Raw genomic sequence first — 8,922 nt, forward strand, 5'->3', positions numbered from 1 at the left:
CCCCTCAGGGCTGGACGAGGCCGTCGTAGGCGTCCGGGCGGCGGTCGCGGTAGAACGCCCACCGGTCGCGCACCTCGGCGAGCAGGCCCAGGTCGAGGTCGCGGACGATCAGCTCGGGCTGGTACGGGTCGCCGGTCTCGCCGACGAACTTGCCCTCGGGGTCGACGAAGTACGACGTGCCGTAGAAGTCGTTGTCGCCGAGCTCCTCGATGCCGACCCGGTTGATCGCGCCGATGAAGTACTCGTTGGCCACCGCGCTCGCCGGCTGCTCCAGCTGCCACAGGTACCCGGACAGCCCCCGGTGCGTCGCCGACGGGTTGAACACGATCGTCGCCCCGCCGAGGCCGAGCGCCCGCCAGCCCTCCGGGAAGTGCCGGTCGTAGCAGATGTACACGCCGATCCGGCCGACGGCGGTGTCGAACGTGGGGTACCCGAGGTTGCCGGGACGGAAGTAGAACTTCTCCCAGAAGCCCTTGACCTGCGGGATGTGGGTCTTGCGGTACTTGCCCAGGTAGGTGCCGTCGGCGTCGACCACCGCGGCGGTGTTGTACAGGACCCCGGGCTGCTCCTGCTCGTACATCGGCAGGATCATCACCATGCCCAGCTCGGCGGCCAGTGCTTGGAAGCGCTCGGTCGTCGGGCCGGGGATCGACTCCGCGTAGGAGTAGTACTCCTTGTCCTGCACCTGGCAGAAGTACGGACCGTAGAAGAGTTCCTGGAAACAGATGACCTTGGCGCCCTGGGCGGCCGCCTGCCGGGCGTACTCTTCGTGCGCCTTGATCATCGATTCCTTGTCGCCGGTCCAGTTCGTCTGCACGAGAGCGGCTCGGATGAGGTCTGCCATGATCATCTCCCGGCTTCCCCTGTTGGCTTTTCGCAGCTGATGGCGTAGGACTTTAGTGACACAAGTCCAGGCGGACAATGGCCGATTCGTAACAGCTCATTGCGGAGAAGTTACATGCTCCAGCTCATCGCCGGTGCGGTCAACGACCGAAGCGCGCGTGGCATCGCCGCCGCGGTGAGCCGCCTCGTGCACGCCGGTGAGCTGCCCGCGGGTGCCCGCCTCCCCACCGTGCGCTCGGTCGCGCAGGCGCTCGGGATCAGCCCCACGACCGTCAGCGAGGCGTGGCGCTCCCTCGCCGGCGCGGGCGCGATCCAGACCAGGGGACGTTCCGGGACGTTCGTGACGACACCCGGCAGACCACGCCAGAAGCTCCGGTACGCCCGGCTCACCGCCAGCCCGTCCACGCTGCCGCACGACTTTTCCACCGGCGTGCCCGATCACGACCTGCTCCCCGACCTCGCGCCCGCGCTGCGGCGGATCGGCGACACGCGCCTCACCACCTCGTACCTGGAAGAGCCGGTCCTGCCCCGTCTGGAGGCGGTGCTGCGCGAACGGTGGCCGTTCCGGCCGCAGCAGCTGACCGTCGTCGACGGCGCCCTCGACGCGCTCGACCGGATCATCACCGCCACGGTACGGCTCGGCGCCCACGTCGTCGTGGAGAACCCGACCTTTCCACCGCTGCTCGACCTGCTGGAACAGGCCGGCGCTGTCCCGGTACCCGTGACCATGGACGCGGCCGGGATCGAACCCGCCGCCCTGGCGGCGGCGCTGGCGTGCGCTCCCGCCGCGGTGCTCCTCCAGCCGCGCGCGCACAACCCCACCGGCGTGTCGATGACCCCCGCGCGCGCCGGGGAGCTCGCGGCGGTGCTGGCCGACCACCCCTCGGTGATCGTCGTGGAGGACGACCACGTCGGCGACATCGCCACCGCGCCGGCGGTCTCACTCGGCGCGCACCTGCCCGACCAGGTCCTGCACGTGCGCAGCTTCTCCAAGAGCCACGGCCCCGACCTGCGGCTCGCCGCCGTCGGCGGGCCGGGCGCGCTGATCGCGGCGGTCGCCGACCGCCGGCTACTCGGCCCCGGCTGGTCCAGCCGGGTGCTTCAAGCGGTGCTCGTCGACCTGCTCACGGACGCCGCGACCACGCGGGCAGTCACGACCGCGAGGATGGAGTACGCCCGGCGGCGCACACTGCTGTCCGCGGCGCTCGCCAAACGGGGCGTCGCCGCGACCGCCGCCGATGGCATCAACATGTGGGTACCGGTCCGGGACGAGCAGGTGGCGCTGCTGACCCTGGCCGCGCACGGTGTGGCCGTGGCGCCCGGCGGGCCGTTTCAGGTGCGGCCGCTCGGCGACCCGCTCGGCGACCCACTCGGCGACCCACTCGGCGACCATGTGCGGGTGACCGTCGGGCTGGTCCGCGACGGCTTCGACGACCTGGCCGACCTACTGGCCGAGGCGGCCGGCGCCCGCCATCGTGCCAGCGGCCCCCGCCCCCGCTCGCTACACCGCGGCACCCGTTGAGGCGGGTGCCTCAGCAGTTCCAGGACAGCAGGTCCAGGCCGGCGCGGTCGTTGCCGATCGGCATGCCGTACAGGCGGCGGCCGTCGTCGCTGAGCGTCATCGGAAAGCCGTTCTCCGACTCGTCCAGCTCGTACACCTGACCGTCCCGGACCACGGCGGCCGACCCGCCGTTGGGCGGTGAGGTCAGCACGACCCAGCCGGCCGCGTTGACCGCCTCCGCCGGCCCCACGCGGTCCGGCCACGTGGTGACCGCGCCGGTGGCGAGCTCCCAGCGGGCCGGGATGTAGGTCTGCGACTCATTCGCGGGCGCTGCCGGCTCCACACCTCCCGGCCGCGACACGGACGGCTCGGTCGTCTCTGGCGGCGCCTTGCTGACCCAGCCGACCGCCCATCCGCCGCGGACCGCCGTCGCCTGGCCGCCCGTGAAGCCCTCGGGCAGGGCGAGCGGCTTCGGCGCGCCGTCGAGCGCCCAAGCCATCGGCCGGCCCGCCTTGCCGTCGGCCTCCAACTGGGTGCCGCCGACCATCGCGCCGTCCTCGTCGAGGTCGCGCGCGCCGACGTCGCCGGGCAGCTTGACCTGTACCACCGCGTCCAGGTCGTCGCCCTTCCAGAAGACCGTGGCGGACCGCCTGGAGGTCCAGACGTCACCGAGCACGTCGCCACGCTCGGTGATCGCTCGCGCGATCACCGACCCGGAGAGATCCGGCGTCTCCAGCTCGCGTACCTTGCCGTCGCGGTACAGCCAGGCGAACTCGCGCCCGGTCTCCGCCGTCGCCGAGCCGACCACCACCCCCGCCGCGTTGACGTCACGCGCCTCGGCCGACTTCGCCCGCACCTTCAGGACCTGCGGTTTCCCGTCGGTCCACAGCACCGGACGGGTTTCCCCGTTCGGACCGGCCACGCCCCCGACGGCGTACCTGCCGGTCGGGTCCGCGGCAACGTACCCGGCGAACTCCTGCTCGTCCGGCATCGGCAGCGCGTTCACCGTGCAGTCGGAGTACGGCTTGGCGGAGTCACCGACGAGCGTGTCCACACCGTCCGGCCCCTCCGCCAACGGCGAACCGAGGGCCTGGGTCAACGCGAACGTGCCGACCATGGCCAGGGCGGTCACCCCGCCGGCCGCCGCGTACCAGCGCCGGCGCTTGACCCGCACGCCCGACTCCACCGCCCGCTCGAGGTCGACGCGGGGCGGCGGCACATGGGCGCCCTCCAGCAGTACGCGTACGTCCTGCGCCCTGTCTTCTGTGTCGTTCCTCATCCCATTCCTCGATCTCCTCCTGGCAGGGCGCCAGCCAGCTCGCCACCCAGCCGTTCCCGCAGCGTCGCGAGTCCGCGGGAGGTCTGTGCCTTGACGTTGCCTGTGGAGCACCGCATCGCCGCGGCGACCTCCTCCACCGGCATGTCGCACAGAAACCGCATGACCAGCACCGTGCGCTGCCCTTTGGGCAGCGCATCCAGCGCGCGCACCACCAGGTCGCGATCCTCGACCCCGGTGTCACCCGCCCCGTGGCGCTCCGGGGTGGCCGACATCAGCCACACCTTCGACCACGCCAGCCGGCGCTCGTCGATGAACGCACGCACCAGCATCCGGTGCACGTAGCCGTCGAGGTTGTCGGCAGCCCGGGCCCGCTTCCAATGCACGTACAGCTTGGTTACCGTCGTCTGCACCAGGTCGTCGGCGCGGTGCTCGTCCCCGCAGAGCAGGTACGCGGCGCGATGCCAGCGCGCCAACCGCGCCGAGACGAACTCGACGTAGTCCTGCGTGTCATCCACGCGCATGCGGCTCCTCCCGAGGTCCCTCACCCCATTGACGGGTACGCCGGGTAAGTCGGTTGCGTCGGTTCTGCGGTTGGTTCAGGGTCGCTCCATGGGGAATCAATGGTTGCTGGACGAGCTCGCGCACGCGGGGCCGGAGCATCTCGATCCGGATTTCGTGGCCGGGTACGACCGCAAACAGGGTATGCCGGATCCGTCGGGCGACCTGGCGGCCCTGCGCGCGGCCGGGGTGACCGCCGACGCGACGGTCGTCGACCTGGGTGCCGGCACGGGGCGGCTGGCGATGGCGGCGGCCCGCGAGTTCCGGCGGGTGGTGGCCGTCGACGTGTCACCGGCCATGCTGGGTCACCTGGCGCGCACGGCGGACGCCGAGGGCCTTACCAACCTGGAGCGGGTACACGCCGGCTTCCTCAGCTACCGCCACGAAGGCCCGCCCGCCGACGCCGTGGTGACCCGGCACGCGCTCCACCAGCTGCCCGACTTCTGGAAGGCCGTGGCCTTGGACCGGATCGCCGGGATGCTGCGGCCGGGCGGCGTGCTGCGGCTGCGCGACCTGATCTACGACTTCCGGCCGGCCGAGGCCGAGGCGGTGTTCGGGCGCTGGTTCGCGGGCGCCGCCGACGACCCGCGCGCCGGGTACACGGCCGCCGACTACGCCGAGCACATCCGCACCGAGCACAGCACCTTCCGATGGCTGCTGGAGCCGATGCTGGACATGGCCGGGTTCGACGTGGTCGACGCGGAGTTCCCGCACCCGTGTTACGGGTCCTACACCTGCGTCTTGCGGACGGCGTAGCCAGGCACCGAGGGCCAGCGCACGGTGAGCACCACCGACGCCTCCTCGGCGTACCAGGAGTGGTCGACACCCGGTCCCCAGATCACGTAGTCGCCCTGCTTGGCGAGCACCACCTCGCGGTCCGGCAGGTCGACTCGGAACCGGCCGCTGATCAGCACCAGCAGGGCGGTGCGTACCTCGCCGGTGGTCCACCGCTCGCGCTGGTCGCCGGGCGGGTGCACGCCCCACTTGATCTCGACCTCGGTGCTGTGCCGAATGTCGCCGGCCGGTTTGAAGTACCCGAGGAGCCAGCCCGCGTCCAGGGCCCCGTCCACGTTCGCGTTGCCGGTGTAGACGCTCTCTGCCACGGACGGCGACGCTAGCACCCGCGCGGAGATGGGGCCCCGGCGAGGCCGGGGCCCATCACGCGTGTCAGCTACACGCGGCGCCGTTCAGCTTGATCGCTGTCGGCCCTGGTGCGCCGCTGCTCACGAACCCGATCGTGGCCGACGCTCCGGCCGCGAGCGACTGGCTCCAGCTCGGCGCGGCCGCGGTGACCGTGGTGCCGCTCTGGGTCACAGTCGCGTTCCAGCCGCTGTTGATCGTCGCGCCCGCCGGCATCGTCCAGCTCGCCGTCCACGGGCCCACCGGCGCGGTGCCGTTGTTGCGGACGGTGACCTCGGCCTGGAAGCCACCCGACCACGAGCTGACCGTCTTCACGGTGCCGGTGCACGAGCCGGTGGGTGCCGGCGTCGTCGGCTCGGTGGTCGGCGGGGTGGTGGGAGGCGTCGTGGGCGGGGTGGTCGGCGGTGTCGTGGGCGGGGTGCCGCCACCGAACTGCACGTCGACGCAGTTGTAGAACGCCTCGGGACTGTCAGAGCGCTGCCAGATCGAGTAGATGATGTGGCGGCCCGACTTGTTGGGCAGGCGGGCGTTCCAGTAGTACTCCGACCCCGACACGCCGCTCTTGGTCGGCGGGTTGGTGACCGTGTCGAACGGCGCCGCTTCCAGGTCGGACCACTTCAGCGGCTGGGTCGGGTCGAACCCGTCCTTGGTGACGTACTGCGTCCAGGTGCCCGGGTGCGGGGCCCACGCGTTGTACCGGAATTCCATCGTGGCGCCGGCCTGGACCTGGGTCACCGGCCAGTCGAGCCGCGCCGCGTTGTAGGCCGCGTACTTCGTGCTGCCGGCGCCGCAGAGCTGCCCGTCCGGGATGATCTCCCGGTGGCGACCGGCCGCCTGGCTGATCAGTACCGCGTAGAAGTCCCACAGCGGCTGCTTGCCGCCTTGTGCGACCGCCGCGGCGCAGGCGGGGTTGGTGGGGTTGATGTCGCCGCCCCCACCTGCCAGGCCGTCGACGTAGCAGGCGTAGGTGCGGGTGGCCGGCGACACGAAGGCGCCGTGCGCCTGCGCCGGGGACGGATTCATCAACAGCGGCACGCCACTGCCAAGAACCGCGGCGGCGGCGAACACCGCCAACCTGCGTTTCGCTTTCACGTGTGTTCCCTTTCGTACAGCTACGGGGCATCGAAAGCACGGACGGCGCCGATCCCGGGGGCGTTGCCTCTTTACGCCCGAGCCCGGTGCGCCGTCGCGGTAGAAAGAGCCACTCGCAGCCGCCACGCGGAGATCATTCAATCATGGGTACGAATATCCGCGCAAACGACCGGGCCCGGTCTCCGTGCGGAGGCCGGGCCCGGTGGGTCCTGCTGTGCGCCTGTCGCGTCCCGTCAGTACGCGGTCTGCGTCTGCGCGTTGAACTGCCAGTACCTGTTGTCTTCCGCGCCCCACAGCCGGGAGTCGTTGACCTCGAGGACGTCGAGTCCCTTCTGGTCGTTCGAGTAGATGAACCCGTTGTAGTAGTACGCGGACCAGGACCCGCCGAACGTCAGCGTGTCGGCGTTGACGGGGCCCCGCTCCCAGAACGCGATCTCCTTGGGGTTCGACGAGTTCGTGAAGTCCCAAACGGAGATGCCGCCCTGGTACCAGGCCTGGACCATGATGTCGCGGCCCGGCACCGGGATCAGCGAGCCGTTGTGCGCCACGCAGTTCTCGGTGTCCGCGTTCGCGCGCGGGATCTTGTAGTAGCTCTTGAACACCAGGTGCCGGTTGTCCCCCCGGCCCGCGATGTTGTAGATCGCGTCGGCGCCCTTCTCGGGACCGACCTCGTCGTTGCACTCCGCGCCGACGCCGCCGCCGAGCTCGTCCGTGAAGACGACCTTTGTGCCGGCGTTGTTGAACGTCGCCGAGTGCCAGAACGCGAAGTTCACCGTGTCGCGGATGCGGTCGAGCACCCGCGGCGCTTCGGGCTTGCTGATGTCGAACAGCAGACCGTCACCCATGCAGGCGCCCGCGGCCAGATTGAGCGCCGGGTAGGCCGTGATGTCGTGGCAGCCGGTGGTCTCGTAGCTGTAGTTGTCAGTGCCGTTGCCGCCGTCCGGGAAGAGGTTCGGCGTGCTCACCACGGCGGCCTGCGTCGGCGCCTTCACCGGCACATTGATGATCGAGATCAGGTCGTGCGGCGTCTTGCAGTCCGGGAACGTGTCGTCCGGGAAGTACGACGAGACGTACACGTACACAGACTTGCGGTCCTTGCCCGGCACCAGAGTGTGCGTGTGCGAACCGCACTTGGTCTCGACAGACTTGACATAGACCGGGTTGGCCTTGTCGCTGATGTCGAAGATCTTGATGCCCTCCCACGACTCCTTGATCGTGGGCGACTGGCCCACGCTGTTGCAGGAGTCGTTGTTACGCGAGGAGTCGGTGGACAAGAACAGCAGGTCACCGTAGACGGAGATGTCGTTCTGGCCGCCCGGGCACAAGACCTGCGTGACAAGCTGCGGCTTGCGCGGCTTGCTGATGTCGTAGATCGCGATGCCGTTGTAGTTACCGGCATAGGCGTACTTGCCCTGGAACGCGATGTCGGAGTTGACCCCGCTGGCGAGCGGCCCTTCCTTCGGCAGGTTGGCCACCTGCCGGATATTGGGGCTGCTGACGATCTCGTCGACGCCCGGGATCTCGTTGGCCGATGGCGCGTAGGCGCTGGTAGGTGCGGAGAGTGCGGCTCCCGCGAGGGTGAGAGCGGTCGCGGCCACCGCGATTAACCTCAGTCGCCGCAACCCTCGTGAGGTCGTGATGCTCATTGGCGATTCCCCGTTCGAAAGGCAATGGAGCGTGTCGACACCTTACCGACGCATCGTAACCGTCGATGTGACCTGCGTCACTTTGACGGATTTGAGTAACGGCTACGATCGCCGGGTGTCGGCACATAGGCGGGGGTACATGATCGCGGGCGCCATCGCGATCACGATCGTCACCGCCGCCGTCGTCTTTGGACTCCGCGACGCGGGCGCCGACCCAGACGCTTCCGCGCCGCCCTCCCCGACCTCCTCCCCGGTACCGGTGGTGGTGCCCGGCAAGCCCGGCGAGTCCGCGTCGGTCGTGCCATCCGACCAGCTCAAGGCGCCGGACGGCAGCAAGTACAACTCGCTCGACGTGTGGTTCGTGCGGATGATGATCCCGCACCACCAGCAGGCGCTGGAGATCGCGGCGATGGCGCCCGCCCGCGCGAAGAACCCGCAGATCAAGGCGGTGGCCTCGCGGATCACGGCGGCTCAGGGCCCCGAGATCGACGCGTTCCGGGCCTGGCTGTCGACCCGCGGCCTCTCCGAAAAGCCCGACGAGTCCGGCCACGACCACGCCGGCATGCGCGGCATGCAGCCGCCCGAGGCCATGCGCGGCCTGGCGACCCTGAACGGCGACCTTTTCGACAAGGTCTTCGTCGACATGCTCGTGTCCCACCACCAGGGCGCGGTAACGATGTGCACCGACCTGCTGAAGGTCGGCGCCGACGAGCGCCTGGCCGAACTGGCGACCGGCATAGCGGCAGAACAACAAGCCGAGATCGGCCGCATGCGCGACATCGTCAAGCCCTGACCACCCCCCGACCACCAGCGCCGCCCGCCCGCCGCGCTGCGCCCCCCGCGCCCGGCCGCCGCCCCCCGCG

9 protein-coding genes are annotated in these 8,922 nt (G+C 70.3%); 3 read left to right on the top strand and 6 right to left on the bottom strand.

Features of this window, described 5'->3' with window-relative positions; all coding sequences use genetic code 11:
- Positions 1 to 4: 4 nt before the first annotated feature.
- Complete coding sequence (locus V6V89_RS34465; protein WP_334623758.1) at positions 5 to 844, bottom strand: nitrilase-related carbon-nitrogen hydrolase; 840 nt, start codon at positions 842 to 844, stop codon at positions 5 to 7.
- Positions 845 to 958: 114 nt separating this feature from the next.
- On the opposite strand from V6V89_RS34465, the gene V6V89_RS34470 reads away from it, so the two are divergent.
- The gene (locus tag V6V89_RS34470) at positions 959 to 2,365 is read left to right on the top strand and encodes an aminotransferase class I/II-fold pyridoxal phosphate-dependent enzyme (protein WP_334623759.1); all 1,407 of its coding nucleotides are present in this window, start codon (positions 959 to 961) and stop codon (positions 2,363 to 2,365) included.
- Positions 2,366 to 2,375: 10 nt separating this feature from the next.
- Here V6V89_RS34470 and V6V89_RS34475 read toward each other — a convergent pair whose 3' ends face one another.
- Both V6V89_RS34475 and V6V89_RS34480 read right to left on the bottom strand, forming a co-directional pair.
- On the bottom strand, positions 2,376 to 3,623 hold the full coding sequence (locus tag V6V89_RS34475) for a hypothetical protein (protein WP_334623760.1): 1,248 nt from the start codon (positions 3,621 to 3,623) through the stop codon (positions 2,376 to 2,378).
- On the bottom strand, positions 3,620 to 4,144 hold the full coding sequence (locus V6V89_RS34480; protein ID WP_334623761.1) for a SigE family RNA polymerase sigma factor: 525 nt from the start codon (positions 4,142 to 4,144) through the stop codon (positions 3,620 to 3,622). The genes V6V89_RS34475 and V6V89_RS34480 overlap by 4 nt, the downstream gene beginning before the upstream one ends.
- An 88-nt stretch (positions 4,145 to 4,232) precedes the next feature.
- Between V6V89_RS34480 and V6V89_RS34485 the strand changes: the two genes are divergently transcribed.
- Positions 4,233 to 4,937 carry a class I SAM-dependent methyltransferase gene (locus tag V6V89_RS34485; protein WP_334623763.1) on the top strand — a complete coding sequence of 235 codons (705 nt, stop codon included), beginning with the start codon at positions 4,233 to 4,235 and terminating at the stop codon, positions 4,935 to 4,937.
- On the opposite strand, the gene V6V89_RS34490 is transcribed toward V6V89_RS34485, so the two are convergent.
- The 3 genes from V6V89_RS34490 to V6V89_RS34500 form a co-directional block, all read right to left on the bottom strand.
- A complete protein-coding gene (locus tag V6V89_RS34490) occupies positions 4,910 to 5,284 on the bottom strand; it encodes a signal peptidase I (RefSeq protein ID WP_334623764.1) in 375 nt (124 codons plus the stop codon). The genes V6V89_RS34485 and V6V89_RS34490 overlap by 28 nt on opposite strands.
- Positions 5,285 to 5,348: 64 nt before the next feature.
- Entirely contained in the window at positions 5,349 to 6,413 is a 1,065-nt protein-coding gene (locus V6V89_RS34495; RefSeq protein WP_334623765.1) for a lytic polysaccharide monooxygenase auxiliary activity family 9 protein, read from the bottom strand.
- Between the two features lie 233 nt (positions 6,414 to 6,646).
- Positions 6,647 to 8,059 (bottom strand): LVIVD repeat-containing protein, encoded by a 1,413-nt coding sequence (locus V6V89_RS34500; RefSeq protein WP_334623766.1) that lies wholly within the window; start codon positions 8,057 to 8,059, stop codon positions 6,647 to 6,649.
- A 115-nt stretch (positions 8,060 to 8,174) separates the two neighbouring features.
- On the opposite strand from V6V89_RS34500, the gene V6V89_RS34505 reads away from it, so the two are divergent.
- Positions 8,175 to 8,852, top strand: a complete 678-nt coding sequence (locus V6V89_RS34505) for a DUF305 domain-containing protein (RefSeq protein WP_334623767.1) — start codon at positions 8,175 to 8,177, stop codon at positions 8,850 to 8,852.
- The last annotated feature ends 70 nt before the right edge of the window (positions 8,853 to 8,922 follow it).

The sequence above is a fragment of the Micromonospora sp. CPCC 206061 genome (assembly GCF_036906915.1).
Taxonomy (GTDB): domain Bacteria; phylum Actinomycetota; class Actinomycetes; order Mycobacteriales; family Micromonosporaceae; genus Phytohabitans.

Excerpts from the sequence above, each read along its gene's own strand:
- V6V89_RS34500 (WP_334623766.1), bottom strand. The coding sequence starts at position 8,059 with ATGAGCATCACGACCTCACGAGGGTTGCGGCGACTGAGGTTAATCGCG.
- V6V89_RS34485 (WP_334623763.1), top strand. The coding sequence starts at position 4,233 with ATGGGGAATCAATGGTTGCTGGACGAGCTCGCGCACGCGGGGCCGGAG.
- V6V89_RS34470 (WP_334623759.1), top strand. The coding sequence starts at position 959 with ATGCTCCAGCTCATCGCCGGTGCGGTCAACGACCGAAGCGCGCGTGGC.
- V6V89_RS34475 (WP_334623760.1), bottom strand. The coding sequence starts at position 3,623 with ATGAGGAACGACACAGAAGACAGGGCGCAGGACGTACGCGTACTGCTG.
- V6V89_RS34465 (WP_334623758.1), bottom strand. The coding sequence starts at position 844 with ATGGCAGACCTCATCCGAGCCGCTCTCGTGCAGACGAACTGGACCGGC.
- V6V89_RS34480 (WP_334623761.1), bottom strand. The coding sequence starts at position 4,144 with ATGCGCGTGGATGACACGCAGGACTACGTCGAGTTCGTCTCGGCGCGG.